The following is a 14,692-nucleotide window of genomic DNA, read 5'->3' as shown; positions in this document are numbered from 1 at the left end:
GATGGAAGCCATAATCAGCAATACCCGCCTATTGGTATTAGCCATTGTGCTTTTGGTCGTTGCAGGCTTTTCTGCGCTTACCACATTACCAAGGGCCGAGGACCCAGTGATCCACAACCGCCATGCCAGCATCATCACCCATTTCCCTGGGGCGACGGCTGAGCGGGTCGAAGCATTGATCACGGAGAAGATCGAAACCGAGCTGCGTCAGTTAGAAGAGATCAAAGAGCTCTCTTCTGTATCACGGCCTGGTATTTCCGTCATTCGAGTAGAGCTCAATGACGAGATCACCGACTCTGAACCCGTATGGTCGAGAACCCGGGATAAACTGTCTGATGTTACGCCTTCATTGCCCGCAGGATCGTCTGTGCCCGATTTACAAAACGAGCATGGCTATGCCTTCACCATGATCACGGCGTTGACCTGGCAAGGTGAGAGCCAGCCAGATCTATTGACTTTACGCCGTTACGCCATTGAGCTTGGCAACCGCATGCGGATCATGAGCGGTGTGGAGTTTGTTGATGTATACGGCCTGCCTGATGAAGAAATTCAAGTCACTCTTGATCCTGCCGCTACCAGCGCCCTTGGACGCTCTGCAATCTCATTATCACAAGCAATAGACCAAGCAGATGCCAAAAACTCAGCCGGTGAGTTGGTCAATGGTAATAACAGATTTGCCTTGGAAGTTTCCGACTCGTTGGATACCCTCGACAGGGTCCGTCGCGTCCCAATTGCAATGGATGACAACGGGTTCTTAATCCGTATCGAAGATATTGCCGAAGTAGAGCGTACAGCAGCCTCCCCTCCATCTGAAATCGGGGTTGTAAACGGCAAGCCTGCGATCATTGTTGCTGCCCGAATGCAACCTACGCTTCGTGTCGATCAGTGGACTGATCGGATGAATCGGTTATTAGATCAATACCGTCAACAATTGCCTTCCAATGTGTCGGTTGATGTGATTTTCGAACAGCAAAGCTATACAGAAACCCGCCTGTCCGATCTTAACCAAAGTTTGCTGCTCGGCTTTTCGATCATCCTGGTCGTATTGCTGCTGACATTGGGGATCCGCTCGGCGATCATTGTTGCCATTTCCCTGCCACTTACTAGCCTAGTCACTTTGTCGATGATGAAATTCACCGGGCTTCCCATCAATCAAATGTCGGTCACCGGGTTGATTGTTGCACTGGGTATCATGGTCGACAATGCGATAGTGATGGTTGATACCATCCAGCATTACCGCCAACAAGGCAAAGCCAAAATTGAAGCTGCTATGCAGGCTATCCGCCACTTGTGGATCCCGTTGCTTGGCTCGACATTAACCACTGTATTGGCCTTTGCACCGATATTCCTGATGCCAGGCCCTGCCGGCGAATTCGTCGGTGCTATCGCGATTACCGTTTGCTTCTCGCTGATTGGCTCTTATCTAATCTCACATACATTAGTCGCCGGTTTTGCTTCTCGGTTATTACCTTCGATCAATCAGGGTCAACGTTGGTACCATACTGGTATCGTAATACCTGCGGTGAGCAAACGTTTTGAAGGCTCGATTCTTTATGCCATCAAACACCCGCTGATCACTGCTGGTTTAGTCTGTATCCTGCCTTTCACCGGTTTTTGGGCAGCAACAACCTTAACGGAACAGTTCTTCCCACCATCAGATAGGGATATGTTCGAAATACAGGTGTTCTTGCCCCCTCAGTCCAGCATCTTTGCGACCTCGGAAGCCACCAAACAGGTTGATGAAATCATGGCAGAATACGAAGGTGTGAAACGGGTAAGTTGGGTTGTCGGCGGTAATTTCCCATCGTTTTACTACAACCTAGTTAGCCGTCAACAAGGTGCCCCTTACTTTGCCCAAGCCATGGTCAAAGTCCGTGATTTCGAGCTTGCCAATGCCATGATCCCAGCCCTGCAGGCAGATCTTGATAAACAAATGCCCAATGCACAAATCCTGGTGCGCAAGCTTGAACAAGGTCCTCCCTTCAATGCACCGTTGGAAGTGCGACTGTATGGCCCTAACCTAGACAGGCTCAAAGCGATTGGTGAAGATATCCGCCTCATCATGGCTAGCACACCTAACGTTACCCATACCCGGGAAACCCTACAACCAGGAACGCCTAAGGTATGGCTAAACGTCAACGAAGAGGCGAGCCAGTTAAGCGGACTGACCCTTAAAGATTTTGCTGACCTACTTCAAGCTACCTTCACCGGACGGCAAAGCGGCAGTATTATCGAAGCAACCGAATCTATTCCTGTGCGTGTTAGGGTCAGTGATGATAGCCGGGAAAATATGAGTCAATTGAGCAGCCTACCGCTTCCGGTGAAATCCGAGAGCGACTTGATGGGTTTGCCTGTATTCGCGATAGCTGATTTATCACTAACGCCTAGCAGAGGTGCTATCCCGCGCCGAAATGGGCAACGTGTAAACGTGATTGAAGGCTATATCCGAGCCGGTGTGCTACCGCAAACGGCTTTGATCCACTTCCAAGCAGAGCTTGAGAAATATCAAGCAAGCATACCTAGTGGCTACAGCATTGAGTTTGGTGGTGAGTCGGCAGAGCGAAATGAGTCAGTTGGTAATTTGATGGCCAACCTGACTATGGTGATCACCCTTCTGATCATGGTCGTGGTGCTGTCTTTCAATTCCTTCCGATTAAGTTTGGTGATCTTCTTTGTCGGTATTCTATCGGCTGGGTTAGGTCTTTTATCGGTGGCAGCCTTCGGCTATCCGTTTGGCTTCACTGTCATTATCGGCTTACTGGGTCTGGTCGGCCTTGCTATCAATGCCGCTATCGTGATTCTGGCTGAACTCAAGAGCAGCCCTGAAGCCAGCGAAGGTAACCTTGATGCCATTGTTACCGCCGTGATGAGTTGTACCCGCCACATCACCTCGACAACCATTACGACTATCGGTGGGTTCATGCCTTTGATCCTTGCAGGAGGTGGCTTCTGGCCACCATTTGCCGTCGCTATCGCAGGTGGTACCCTGCTCACAACCCTAGTCTCGTTTTACTTTGTCCCAGCCGCGTTCAAGCTAGCGGTCAAATACAAGCCACTAGCTGTACGCAACGTCGAGTTAAGTAGTACTACTGCACATTAACTTGTAGGTTGATTGGATAGAAACAAGCCAGCACATCAGGCCTACCTGTTGTGCTGGCTTTCTATTATTGGCAATGCTGTTGCAAGTTGCTGTAAGAAGAGGCGAAATTGTTATTCGGAAAGTATTCGTTATTGATCAGCAGACTCTTACTCTTGGCCCAATTATGTGCAAAAGAGCCATTACCATAAGGAATATCGTAGATTTCAAAATGTCGTTCGTCACGGGCATAAATGAGGTTGGCGGCCATCCGCCCCGAACGCTGCAAGGTGTTTTTATAATATTGGAAATCGCCTTCACAGCTTTTGATCACATACGATCCCTTTTCACTACGCACACTGATGTAATAATTCGACGTATTGGCAAATTTCATTAGTTGCCAAATACCCACTTCATTGCTCAACTGGATAACAGGCACAATTTTCTTTTCAGCAGACTGAAGGTTTTCCGTCGAGGCTGTTTTCTTATTTTCATCTTCTTCATTCTCACTTGGATCGTGATGAAGCAGACGCATAGACGGTTTACTGACTTTTTGCGGTGGCGGATTAAGGCTATTCCACACATTCATCAACGGCTCTTTGCCTGGACCCATCGCTATCCATACCAAAGCAATGGGTATAGCTAGCACTGCTAAACGTGCCCAGTAACGACTTCTGCCAATAGCCTTAATCTGACTGGCAACCGCAGGCGTGAGTTTCTGTGACGCCGCTACAAGCTGGCCAGGGAGCTCTGACTTGGTGATCTCCTTACTATCACTTCGTTTTTCAAGACGTAGGCTATCCACTTTTGACTGCAGGCGGCGGTTTTCCCTCCGCAAAGCTTGCATGTCTTCTTCCATCATCTGTTTATAGTTTTTTTCGTCATCAGATGGTGTGGCTTTTTGTTTAAGCTCTTCACGAGCAGCTTTCAGCTTTCTTTCTAATTCTTCATTTTGTTGCTTAAGCTCAGTAAATTGCTCTTCAAGTTGCTGACACTTTTTCTTCCATACCACTGTCTGCTCATTAGACTTCAGGTAAACCACATGAACTGCTTCTTCATGGCCATGACCCGTCATTACCTTTTCATAGGCTTGGCTGAGCATCTGCATAATTGACTTGGAGCCCCCTTTATCGGGGTGGCACCGGCTAGAAAGCAACTTATAACGTCGCTTTACATCAGCCAGAGGCGTATTCTTTTTAACTCCTAAAATATCGAAATACGTCGTCATTCCATTCTTACCGCAAGCATCTTTTTTGAACTAACATCCCACTTTTATTATATGCAGACAAACACATATCTTACTAAAAGTAATTTGCCCCTTTGGTATTTACCCATAGCAAGGAGCAATAAACCTTATCGATTCATAAAAACAGGGAATATTATCGACTTTCGGAAGGAGAAGTTGAGGTTTCGAACTCAATAAAAGCAAAAACAACCTATCAATTTTTGTAATAGGTTGTTATTTGGTCATTTTAGGTTGATTACTCAGGTATGTAAGTTGTGTTTTCGCATCCTGAATTCACCCGGCGAGCAGCCCATATGCTTTTTAAATACCCGAGAAAAATAAGAAACATCTTTAAAGCCTGCTGAGTGGGCAATCTGGGAAATCTTTTCCCGGTCAGAGCTTAACAGCCCACAGGCTAAATCTAACCGTTTCTTGATAATATACTGCTTGAGCGTGACACCCATGACGTTATGGAACAATCGTGAAAAGTACGTTGGCGAGTAATGACAAGCATTGGCGAGATCTTCTTCCCTCAACGGGGAACTAATGTTCTCATCAATAATCTTAAGTGCTGGCCGTATAGAGAGTTCACGCTGCTCATAACCTTGTACAGGCTCTGCAACCACATTGTGAGTGTGTAATCGACTGAAGCAGGCATCAATCTCTTGTTTGGTCGCATTAGACGCAATGACATCTTCACCACCGGCGCGGAGCACATTGAGTGCAAGGTCGGCATCTAGGCTATGGTATACCACCACGACTTTTGTTTGCGGAAATCGGCTTTTCACCGACTGCAGTAATTCAAAACCATTCGACGTTGAGTCTATGACCTCGAGGAAGATCAGCTCCTGACCTGTCATGGTTGATAACAGCTCAAAAGGTGAGACGTCCACCACATCATGTGACATCTTAAGGTTTTCTTTCGCTTCTGCCACTTTATCGAAGTGGCTACAACTAACCCAAATCACAGCTTCACCTTAATCTATTAAGAAAGTTACAAACGTTTTGTCTGTCTGAACTCTCCCTGTCATAAATCTTCGTCGATCTTTTTATAGTTTTATGCCCGTCAAAAAAGTGACGATACATTGATAATTAACGTCTATAAACCCAAAAAATTCCAGACAGCAAATTTGTTGCAACATTAACGCTGTTTTCTCAAAATATTCTGCTAATGCGAATACTTCAACAGCTTATAACGCATATCTGCCTTTAAAATCTCATGGGATATAGCAAAAGTGAATTAACTTGATTTTTTTATTCAAAAAAAATCTAACAAATTAATCCGTACTGTATTTTATTAAAATTAACTTTTGCTTTTTTTCGCCGCTCACACCACAAAATTATAGTGCTAAAACTCATAAGCAAGAAAAAGACCATATCAATACACTTGCAGTGAACCTACATACACCGCACACAAACTGCATCACAAATTTTTATAGGCGATAGGTTTTAATCAGGCTAAAAAACAAGCAACCCAAACATGGCCGAATTACCCACGACACATGAAAACGCACGCATAATTATCTAGCACGTCAATTCATCCTCTTAAATTTTGTCGAATTTTTTGAAGACAATCGCATTTTTATCTATTAGTATGTCTCGGCAAATTTGAGTTCCGATGAAGACAGCAGGAGAGTGGCAAGTACAACGTCAAAACGACGAAGTATCGAGCCCGCCGAAGAAGTAAGCTCACTATCCTGTTTGCAGTCACTGCAAACAATGGTCAGTAAATCTTTCAGGCACCTTCTTAGTCAATTGCTAAGTAAGGTATGGACTGTTGTTGGAGGAGCCTCTGGAGAGATCCGTTAAATCGGACGCCGAAGGAGCAAACCTGATTTCAGGTGAAACTCTCAGGCAAAAGGACAGAGGAGATAAGATCAACAGCACAGAAAGTAACACCAACATTCTGATACACCATACAACGGTATAACTGTTGTTCTTTATCTCTTCCTTTGATGTTTAAAGGTAAAGAGAAAATGAACCCACTATATAACTTCTTACAAACTATCGATAACCTCGTTTGGGGCCCACCACTACTTCTTTTGCTAGTAGGTACAGGTATTTACCTGACAGTTCGCCTTGGACTGATCCAGATCCGCTACCTACCCCTCGCTTTGGGCTACCTGTTCAAGGGTAATAAAAACAGCAAAGCTGACGGTGATGTTTCAAGTTTTGCCGCGCTATGTACCGCACTTTCTGCCACCATTGGTACCGGTAATATTGTCGGTGTTGCTACCGCAATCAAACTCGGTGGTCCGGGTGCTCTATTCTGGATGTGGTTGGCTGCTTTGTTCGGTATGGCAACCAAATACGCAGAGTGCTTGTTAGCTGTTAAATACCGCGAAGTTGATGCCAACGGACAAATGCTGGGCGGCCCGATGTATTACATCGAAAAAGGGACGGGTCAAAAATGGCTAGCGCGCATGTTCGCTGTATTCGCTTTGGGTGTTGCCTGCTTTGGTATCGGTACCTTCCCACAAGCCAATGCGATTGTTGATGCCGCCTACCTATCCTTTGAAATTCCACGTGAAATCACAGTAATTGTGCTGACCATTCTCGTTGCAGTGGTAACGCTTGGCGGTGTGAAATCTATTGCCAAGGTAGCAAGTAAAGTCGTTCCTTTCATGGCAGTGTTCTACATTATTGCCTGTGTGATTGTGCTGGGTTCTCAATACAGCGCTATTCCTGAAGCCATTCAATTAGTTGTGCAGTCGGCATTTACTGGCCATGCTGCGACAGGTGGTTTTGTCGGTGCAGGTATTATGCTTGCTATCCAATCGGGTATTGCGCGTGGTGTGTTCTCCAATGAATCAGGCCTAGGTAGTGCGCCTATGGCTGCGGCAGCAGCGAAAACAGATTCTTGTGTGGAGCAAGGCTTGATCTCGATGACGGGTACTTTCTTCGACACCATCATCATCTGTACCATGACAGGCCTTACCCTAGTGGTAACTGGCGCATGGCAAAGTGATTACGCCGGCGCGGCAATGACTAGCTACGCTTTTGCTAGCGGTTTGGACTCAAGCTTTATCGGTCCAATGATGGTCACTATCGGCCTGATGTTCTTCGCCTTTACCACTATCCTTGGCTGGAACTACTACGGTGAGCGTTGTATCACGTACCTATTTGGCGTGAAAGCTATCCTGCCATACAAGATTTTATTCTTGGTATTGATTGCAGCAGGTGCCTTTATGAAACTGGATATGATTTGGCTGATTGCCGATATCGTAAATGGTTTGATGGCAATCCCTAACCTGATTGGTTTGATCTTGCTACGTGATGTGATTGTGACGGAGACGCGAGAGTTTTTCCAAAAACTGACACCACCGCCTGCCAATCTACAGACTGCCTAATAACGGGTTATACATAACGCGTTGGCAAAATCGAAAACACCCCGTGTTGAGATAATCACACGGGGTGTTGTTATTCTAGGCGACGGGTGAGTTGCTGATATAAGTCAAAGCTGCTGTCTTCAAGTCGGCAATCAACAATTTTGTCCCCATGATGTTTGAAATAAGCCATCCCTGTCATCATGACTTTCTGTTTTTTCGCCGGGATCTTTGCCCAACCACCGCAATACAACGCATGACACTGATAAACGACGACCGTTTTATTCTCATCTTTGATGGTATCAATAATACGGAAGCTAACATCCCTAAAACGCTGGCCCCATACCGTTATAAAGTTAAGGTATTCGGTATGGCTAAGAAGGTAGCTTTTCCCACCCGGCACGTGGAAATGAAAAGGATCGGTGGCTAACTCCTGCAGCATTGTACTGTTAGCGTTAGACCATACATCGTTAAACCATTGCAGAACCCACTTCTCATCCATGTGATATTACTCCAAGCTCCTTTTCCTAATATTTATCATAGAACTTATAGAGGGTTCTATCTAATCCTCAGGGTATGGGAGATAGATAATAAACCAATTAGATGAATCGAGACTGGTTCTGCAAAACCCAGATTTTAGCCCTTTCATCTTTCGTCGATGCTGCTAGCCTTTCCGCAATTTGCCGCCAATGATCCCTATCTTCTTGATTCAGCTTAGCTATCGAATTATCACTAAGATCGAGTGCTGTTTCGATTGCCAATTGCTCATATTGCTCTTGTTTAGAGATATCCCATGATTCAAGCAGCAATTCATTTGCTTGTTCCTGTTGTTCGCTATAGGCGTAGTAACGCGCTTTCTCCCTCAAAAAATAAGCCCGGGCCCTAGGCTCGGCATCACCCAAATATACTTCAGCTTGCGCCAGATAATATTTAGCTTGCTCTAAATCTTCACGTATTAGAAAAGTACGCCCTATTTGACTGAATAACTCACTGAGAAAGGTTTTATCTGCGCTGCTTGCCGCCATATTCAACATAGAAAAATAGGTGGATGCAGTTAATTCTGGCTCTTCTTCATTCCAAAGTGCCATGTAGTCAGGGAAGTTAAAATCTGCATAACGGTGGCAGTATGGGACCTCCTCCTGTGCCGCTTGTAAGGGCAATGGAGATAGAAGCAGAGAGGTAATAAAGAGGAAAAGGGATAATTGACCCATTGGGCGTAAAATTAGCATAGCAGTTCGAATGCAAAGAAAAGAAAATAACTGCTTATACTATATGCAGAAAATTCCGCATTACGCCCAAAGAGTTAAGAATCTGGAATGATTCTCACATCACGCTTAATACCCGTAGGATTAAGCGGATAACGCTAGTCGTGAAAACGCTGCCTGGTAATGCGCCAGGTTCGGGATATGTGGATGGTTGCCCGATACATTGCCAACTTCCACATAATCATAGCCAAGCTCTTGCGAGGCATTTTTGCTGCGCTCACCATTGGCGAAAACAACACGACGATCAAACACCACACCTGAATCTTGTTTTGCACGAAATGCCGCCAATGCCATGATTTCAGTACGGCTCAACGCATCAGAAGATGAAGCAAACGTCACATTGCTGATATCGATTCCTGCCGCGCGAAGCATCATTTTTGCCGTTGATGCCCAACTACTTGTTGCGATCGCAATATGGGTATCTTGCTGATCTTGCATCTGGTCCAAGAACGCCTTGGCCCCCATCACTTCACTGACTGTCTCTGGGCTGTCTTTAATGGCCTGCTGAACCAATTCAGAATAACGGCTTTCTACTTTACGATGGATAAGTGAACGGCTTTCGGAAATACCATGCTTGGCGATGAGTTCATCTAACACACCGGCATCGGTAAGGTTGGAGTAATGGGAAAGATCTGTGTCCATTTCAACACCCAGAACGTCTTTGACTGCTTTCACATAGCAGTTCAGTTCTAGGTTTTTGGAATCCACCAGCGCCCCATCAATATCTAATAAAAACAAATTTGCCATTTTTTATCCTTATGACTCGCTGTACTCGACGCAAGATAATGCGCTTGTAAATAAAATGTTGCAACCCTAAAGCCAACTTAATCTGTAAAAGCTTGTTTCAGATCAAGCCTTATTTGTCAGTATCTTAGTATATGATTCAAACGCCAGCTCACTGATTGTTCACTTATCGACCAATTAAAACACCTGCGACCTAGTCAACAGTTGCGCAAAGTGTAATCACGAAATGTAACAATCTCATTAACATCATCACATTTTTGACCCAACATAGTCTTTCGATCCGTATTATCATTTTGATGCAACATCAAAAACTAAAAACAATGTCGTAAAACTGTGAGCAATTAGAAGGTTGTAATATGAAGAAGACAGCTAATAGAAGGAATTTCCTCAAGCTAGGGCTTGCCAGTGTCATTGGTATGACTGTCGGTAAGGATTTGCTGGTTAAGCCTGCCCACGCAGCAGATTTGCCACAATTGACAGAGGACGATCCTCAGGCGAAAGCCCTTCAATACGTACACCAAACGCCTGACAGCGAAAAGAACTGCGCTAACTGTGCCCTAATCCAAGGTAATGATGGCGATGAGTGGCGTCCATGCGGGATTTTCCCGGGTAAAGCCGTTAATGCCAATGGTTGGTGCAGTGCTTGGGTGAAGAAACCTTAAACCTAACTTAGCGCTAAGATACGTCTCATAGAAAAAGCCTGCTAGTAATATACCCAAGCTAAATGGGTATCACTAGTCAGGCTTTTTTAATCACTGATTAAGTATTTTAAAACAGTTACTTGAAACTCTGCTCAGCCCAACGCGCAAGGCCAGCGGTAACGGAACCGAAGTAACTACCACTAACAACTGGTGTTGATGGCAATTGCTGCTCAATACAGGCTCGTAGAATCGGAGAACGCGCCGTACCGCCGGTCATATACACCACATCAGGTTTAATACCGCTTTGTTCAATGGCATCAGTCACCAACTGGCTGATGTGAACTCGGGGCGCTTCAATCGCATGAGCCATTTGATCTTGGCTGACTTCAACTTCAAGCAGTTCAGAAAGGTGTGACAAAGCCAACCGGTGCGATGCTGACTCTGACAGGGCAATTTTGCACTCTTCCGCCTTGCGGACAAGTTGGTAGCCCAAGGTCTCACGGTAGACTTTCAGCAAATGCATCAATTTTTCCGGCTCTGCGGCCTCACGTTGTAGTTGCTTTAATACCGCAAGGTTTGCTGAACCATAAAAATCGGTTTGTGCCACAACGTTGTTGATCGCAATCGGGTTCCAGAACTGGCCAATTGGCATATCGATGCCTTTCTGGGTTTTAGTGCCTAAACCAAGCTGAGGCATGATCTGACGGAAGGCTAAGTAAATGTCGAGATCATTCCCGCCGACGCGCAAACCAGTATGAGCCAACAAGCTATCAGTTCTGTCGGCTTTACCCGCCCAGCTTGGCCCCATCTGGATCATCGAACAGTCAGTGGTACCACCGCCGATATCAACCACTAATACGGTTTTATCTTCAGTTAGGGTACTTTCATACTCAAGGCCCGCAGCAACTGGCTCAAACTGGAACTCAATGTGCTCAAAGCCTGCACGCTTGGCGGCCTGGCGCAAAATAGCTTCTGCCTGCTGGTTGGCTTTCTCTCCGCCCGTGCCCTGGAAGTTGACCGGTCGACCAATCATTGTACTGGTGATTGCCTTGTCCAGTTGGGTCTCTGCCTTTTGCTTGATATTGCGCATCATGGCACAGACCAGATCTTCGAAAAATCGAATCTGCACATCTCGCAAGCCATTGGCACCCAAAAAAGACTTAGGTGATTTTACGTAATAGACTTCTTCAGGATCTTCAAGGTACAGATCTAACGCCGCCTGACCAAACAGCAGATCGCCTTTCTCAACTATGATGTCTTCCTCACGGTTGAAAGCTATCGCGCGGCGCAGGACTTGCTCACCCAGTTCATCGACCGGCTGCACGCCCATATGGCGGTATAGGTATTCGCTCACCGCTTCTCGCGTCGGTGCACAGAGTGTCGAAGGGATAAAACTGTTTTCGCCTTCCAGCGCCAGCATGCGTGGCTGCCCTTGCTCCATGACTGCTACCGAGCAATTGGCTGTTCCATAATCAAAACCGATAAACATGTTATCCTCCGAACCAAGAAAAGCCGGCCATCATACTGAATTTAGCCATTTGTTCAATCAAGAGTTTATGACAATGCTCAGGAATGACGATTGACGCCACCTCAATCATCGTAGCTTCTCCTTCTACTCGTTGTTCCTCACCGCTTACTTTCAAATTAACGTTAAGAAATTCTTAACGACTAGCTATATTGTTTCAAATATTCAGTCCATGCGATTGTGGCTATGATATTGCCGATTTCAGCACTACGGCGATAGGAGCAGGCCAATGACGGGGATACATATTTCATGTGCAGTAAACAATGTAGATGCGCTGTCATATCTTCCAGCACAAACCGATAAAGTCGCACTCGTAACCGAAGGTGGCGGCCAGCGTGGAATATTCACTGCAGGCGTTCTCGATGCCTTCTTGGACGCCGATTTCAATCCCTTTTCTTTATTGGTTGGCACTTCAGCAGGCTCGCTCAATATCGCTTCTTTTATCTGCGGCCACACTAAACATGCTTACCGTGTTATCACGGAAGCGACGACTACCCATGATTTTTTCGACCTACCCCGTTTTCTAATGGGAAAGGAAGGGCTGGATCTGGATTGGCTGCTGGAGCAGACACAAACCCGGCTACCACTTGATTGGCAACAAGGCCATGAGAACATGCGATCTCGCACTGTATTGGCTTGTGCTTGCCATGCAGACAACCATCGAGCTTCTTTTTTTGACCTCAATGATGATAACTGGCAGGTTGCGCTCAAAGCGTCATGCGCCATTCCTGTCCTTCGCCGACAACCCATTCTCAACCAACAGCAATACTGGGTGGATGGTGGTGTTGGAGCGCCAATTCCTGCCCAAGAGGCATACGATAGAGGTTATCGGCACATTGTCGTTATCCGCACTGTCCCCATCACTGCAAGTTTTGATCATTGCTGGATGTCGATCATCAGCAAAGCACTCGGTAAGACTAAAGCCTCAGCATTGATCAAATTGCTACTTGAGCACGAAGAAAAGTACCGGCAAACCCAAGCATTTTTAAATAATCCCCCTGATGACGCCATCATCTATGAAATCCACCCTCAGAAATATCTCTGTTCCAAATTGATAGGTAGCACTATCGACTCGCTCGATCTCGATTACCAATTGGGCTACCAGTCTGGGCGTTACTTTATGGCGACGCTAGGTAGAAAATTTACCGTACCGGGTGCAAACGAGCTCGAAAATACTTTCTCCCAAGCAGCCTAAAAACGTTCCTGCAACGTACAACAATAAAGCAAAACAAAGGAAGGATTCATGTCCCCACTACGCCCAACGGACTTCGTCACCAAAGAGTCGGTATTTACTGAATTAATGAGCCACGACATTCACCGTATGTGGCAGCAACGTCAGGAGCACACATTTAACGGTGTCAACGGTATTCCACTATTTGGTATTAGCCTTTGTCAAAGTGAAGCACCATTACTGCCGCAAAACCGATATTGTGTCGTTATCGTAAACGGCCGAAATGAGAGTGTGTGGAAATATCAAGAAGTGATGTTTGAGTACTTTGCCCACGGCTTTGACATCTATACCTATGATCACCGGGGCCAAGGGGCGTCCGGTCGCCTTGCCGATGATCCTGAACTAGGCCATGTCGATACCTTTGCGGACTATGTGGCAGACCTTGATACCTTCATCAAAACCATCGTACAGCCAAACCGCTATTCCCGATGTTTTTTGTTGGCACACTCCATGGGCGGTGCAGTTTCAACACTTTATATGGAACAGCACCCCAATATATTCAATGCCGCTGTGTTAAATGCCCCAATGTTTGGTATTCATATATCCAGCCCGCTGCGGTTTGTCGCCCCTGCAGTCGCGAAACTTTATGACCTATACCAATCCAAGCCAGATTATGGCCTTGGGCAGAAGGCTTATCATGAGTTGCCATTTGAACAAAACGATCAATGTCAGAGCCAATTGCGCTATGTTTGGGCTAAACATCTTTATCAAACCCATCCAGAATTACGTGTTGGTGGACCCAGCGCCAGGTGGATATGGCAGGCAATGCGGGCAGCTAAACAGTGCATTCAAGAGTCAAAAAATTTGAAGACTCCCCTGCTCTTGCTACAAGCAGGAAATGACACAATTGTCGATAACCGCGCTCATCATCTGTTTAATGGCAATACTGAGCAATGCCAATTAAAAGTGATTGAATCGGCACGTCATGAACTACTGATGGAAAAAGATGAATTGAGGGATCAAGTAATGGGTGAAACCCTGTCCTTCTTTGAGCAATTTTTCATTAAAGAGTGTGCATAAAACCAAGCTGCGAAGCTCGCAGCTGGTTCCGCGACTGCCACTTAGCGTGGGTATACCTTTTCAAAATGCTCCAACACCAAGTCAGACGACTCATTGAACTCAACACCTAAACTGGCGGCATATTTTGTGAAGAACGCCATGTGCGCATTCCGCCACCACAGGTAAGTCAGATCACCCTCACCTTCCAGTGCCGCAAACTCCGGTGTGACTTCATTAAAAGGGCAAATAGAAATGTCTTTCAGTTTAATGATACAAACCGGTTCTTGTGCCCAGTTGAGCACGACTGATAAGCGTCCGACTTTTGGTAGGGGCTCTTGCTCGGCATCATAACCCGCTTTCAAGCTACAAGATGCACGCTTGATCCCCTGATTGATTAGCCTTGCACACTCATTGGCATTGTATTCATCGGCACAAAAATACTCGGCAATGGCCTCTGGTACAGCATCGCGCTCTGTTGGTGTTAGTGTGGCTAGATATTGTTCGAGAAATTCCCTTTGCTCTTTATTCATATTTCCTACTATTTGTTGTTCTGCTATTACATAGACAAGGTTACTAAGCCATTGCTTCAAATTATGCCTAGCACTTAAACGCATTGCATTATGTTATTCATTAACCGTGTGAAAACTCACCGTGTTCTTG

The 14,692-nt window shown here is 45.9% G+C and carries 12 protein-coding genes and 1 riboswitch; of the genes, 5 read left to right on the top strand and 7 right to left on the bottom strand.

Annotated elements, in window-relative coordinates:
• Position 1: 1 nt before the first annotated feature.
• A complete protein-coding gene (locus C9J01_RS09690) occupies positions 2–3,100 on the top strand; it encodes an efflux RND transporter permease subunit (protein WP_107297964.1) in 3,099 nt (1,032 codons plus the stop codon).
• A gap of 64 nt (positions 3,101–3,164) precedes the next feature.
• On the opposite strand, the gene C9J01_RS09685 is transcribed toward C9J01_RS09690, so the two are convergent.
• Positions 3,165–4,304 carry a J domain-containing protein gene (locus tag C9J01_RS09685; protein WP_107297919.1) on the bottom strand — a complete coding sequence of 380 codons (1,140 nt, stop codon included), beginning with the start codon at positions 4,302–4,304 and terminating at the stop codon, positions 3,165–3,167.
• Positions 4,305–4,561: 257 nt separating this feature from the next.
• Entirely contained in the window at positions 4,562–5,269 is a 708-nt protein-coding gene (locus tag C9J01_RS09680) for a response regulator transcription factor (RefSeq protein ID WP_107297918.1), read from the bottom strand.
• An 814-nt stretch (positions 5,270–6,083) separates the two neighbouring features.
• Positions 6,084–6,177, top strand: a riboswitch (glycine riboswitch).
• A gap of 100 nt (positions 6,178–6,277) precedes the next feature.
• On the opposite strand from C9J01_RS09680, the gene C9J01_RS09675 reads away from it, so the two are divergent.
• The gene (locus C9J01_RS09675) at positions 6,278–7,651 is read left to right on the top strand and encodes an alanine/glycine:cation symporter family protein (RefSeq protein ID WP_107297917.1); all 1,374 of its coding nucleotides are present in this window, start codon (positions 6,278–6,280) and stop codon (positions 7,649–7,651) included.
• Between the two features lie 70 nt (positions 7,652–7,721).
• On the opposite strand, the gene C9J01_RS09670 is transcribed toward C9J01_RS09675, so the two are convergent.
• From C9J01_RS09670 to C9J01_RS09660, 3 genes are all read right to left on the bottom strand, one after another.
• Positions 7,722–8,129, bottom strand: coding sequence for a nuclear transport factor 2 family protein (locus tag C9J01_RS09670; RefSeq protein WP_107297916.1), 408 nt, complete (start codon positions 8,127–8,129; stop codon positions 7,722–7,724).
• A 97-nt stretch (positions 8,130–8,226) separates the two neighbouring features.
• A complete protein-coding gene (locus tag C9J01_RS09665; RefSeq protein WP_107297915.1) occupies positions 8,227–8,856 on the bottom strand; it encodes a hypothetical protein in 630 nt (209 codons plus the stop codon).
• Positions 8,857–8,976: 120 nt separating this feature from the next.
• Positions 8,977–9,639, bottom strand: coding sequence for an HAD hydrolase-like protein (locus tag C9J01_RS09660; RefSeq protein WP_107297914.1), 663 nt, complete (start codon positions 9,637–9,639; stop codon positions 8,977–8,979).
• A gap of 353 nt (positions 9,640–9,992) precedes the next feature.
• Between C9J01_RS09660 and C9J01_RS09655 the strand changes: the two genes are divergently transcribed.
• Positions 9,993–10,298 carry a high-potential iron-sulfur protein gene (locus tag C9J01_RS09655; RefSeq protein WP_107297913.1) on the top strand — a complete coding sequence of 102 codons (306 nt, stop codon included), beginning with the start codon at positions 9,993–9,995 and terminating at the stop codon, positions 10,296–10,298.
• 115 nt (positions 10,299–10,413) lie between these two features.
• On the opposite strand, the gene yegD is transcribed toward C9J01_RS09655, so the two are convergent.
• On the bottom strand, positions 10,414–11,766 hold the full coding sequence (yegD, locus tag C9J01_RS09650; protein WP_107297912.1) for a molecular chaperone: 1,353 nt from the start codon (positions 11,764–11,766) through the stop codon (positions 10,414–10,416).
• 265 nt (positions 11,767–12,031) lie between these two features.
• Between yegD and C9J01_RS09645 the strand changes: the two genes are divergently transcribed.
• The gene (locus C9J01_RS09645) at positions 12,032–12,997 is read left to right on the top strand and encodes a patatin-like phospholipase family protein (RefSeq protein ID WP_107297911.1); all 966 of its coding nucleotides are present in this window, start codon (positions 12,032–12,034) and stop codon (positions 12,995–12,997) included.
• A 48-nt stretch (positions 12,998–13,045) separates the two neighbouring features.
• Positions 13,046–14,053, top strand: coding sequence for an alpha/beta fold hydrolase (locus tag C9J01_RS09640; RefSeq protein WP_237156923.1), 1,008 nt, complete (start codon positions 13,046–13,048; stop codon positions 14,051–14,053).
• A gap of 41 nt (positions 14,054–14,094) precedes the next feature.
• Here C9J01_RS09640 and C9J01_RS09635 read toward each other — a convergent pair whose 3' ends face one another.
• Positions 14,095–14,562 (bottom strand): ASCH domain-containing protein, encoded by a 468-nt coding sequence (locus C9J01_RS09635; RefSeq protein WP_107297910.1) that lies wholly within the window; start codon positions 14,560–14,562, stop codon positions 14,095–14,097.
• Between the last annotated feature and the right edge of the window lie 130 nt (positions 14,563–14,692).

Origin of the sequence: Photobacterium rosenbergii, from assembly GCF_003026455.1 — a bacterium.
In the GTDB taxonomy this organism is placed as follows: domain Bacteria; phylum Pseudomonadota; class Gammaproteobacteria; order Enterobacterales; family Vibrionaceae; genus Photobacterium; species Photobacterium rosenbergii.
This window is presented reverse-complemented; position numbering and strand designations above follow the sequence as displayed.

Coding starts and splice junctions, on each gene's coding strand:
- C9J01_RS09690 (WP_107297964.1), top strand. CDS start 2: ATGGAAGCCATAATCAGCAATACCCGCCTATTGGTATTAGCCATTGTG.
- C9J01_RS09685 (WP_107297919.1), bottom strand. CDS start 4,304: ATGACGACGTATTTCGATATTTTAGGAGTTAAAAAGAATACGCCTCTG.
- C9J01_RS09675 (WP_107297917.1), top strand. CDS start 6,278: ATGAACCCACTATATAACTTCTTACAAACTATCGATAACCTCGTTTGG.
- C9J01_RS09670 (WP_107297916.1), bottom strand. CDS start 8,129: ATGGATGAGAAGTGGGTTCTGCAATGGTTTAACGATGTATGGTCTAAC.
- C9J01_RS09665 (WP_107297915.1), bottom strand. CDS start 8,856: ATGCTAATTTTACGCCCAATGGGTCAATTATCCCTTTTCCTCTTTATT.
- C9J01_RS09660 (WP_107297914.1), bottom strand. CDS start 9,639: ATGGCAAATTTGTTTTTATTAGATATTGATGGGGCGCTGGTGGATTCC.
- C9J01_RS09655 (WP_107297913.1), top strand. CDS start 9,993: ATGAAGAAGACAGCTAATAGAAGGAATTTCCTCAAGCTAGGGCTTGCC.
- yegD (WP_107297912.1), bottom strand. CDS start 11,766: ATGTTTATCGGTTTTGATTATGGAACAGCCAATTGCTCGGTAGCAGTC.
- C9J01_RS09645 (WP_107297911.1), top strand. CDS start 12,032: ATGACGGGGATACATATTTCATGTGCAGTAAACAATGTAGATGCGCTG.
- C9J01_RS09640 (WP_237156923.1), top strand. CDS start 13,046: ATGTCCCCACTACGCCCAACGGACTTCGTCACCAAAGAGTCGGTATTT.
- C9J01_RS09635 (WP_107297910.1), bottom strand. CDS start 14,562: ATGAATAAAGAGCAAAGGGAATTTCTCGAACAATATCTAGCCACACTA.